The organism is Pseudoalteromonas sp. 0303 (assembly GCF_013349995.1).
Lineage (GTDB): Bacteria > Pseudomonadota > Gammaproteobacteria > Enterobacterales > Alteromonadaceae > Pseudoalteromonas.
In genome coordinates, this window is the sequence record NZ_JABVXF010000211.1 from 1 (window position 1) to 227 (window position 227).

General features: G+C 38.8%; 1 rRNA gene. It reads left to right on the forward strand.

From position 1 onward, the window contains the following. Positions 1-157 precede the first annotated feature (157 nt). Positions 158-227, forward strand: a 5S ribosomal RNA gene (gene rrf / locus HUS62_RS22825); the annotation flags it as partial.

Sequence of the window (227 nt, forward strand, 5' to 3'; positions counted from 1 at the left end):
ACAACGCCAAACGCGTTTTATGACAGCGTAACAGACAGAAGTTAAGACACTAAAGTAGATTTTACGAAGCTGTAAGCTATAAGCTTTAAGCTGTAAGAAAATATCAGATTTCCAGATTTATTAATTTTCTCAAAAGAGCGAATTAAAACAAAATTTGCTTGGTGACAATAGCGTTTTGGACCCACCTGACCCCATGCCGAACTCAGTAGTGAAACGAAACAGCGCCG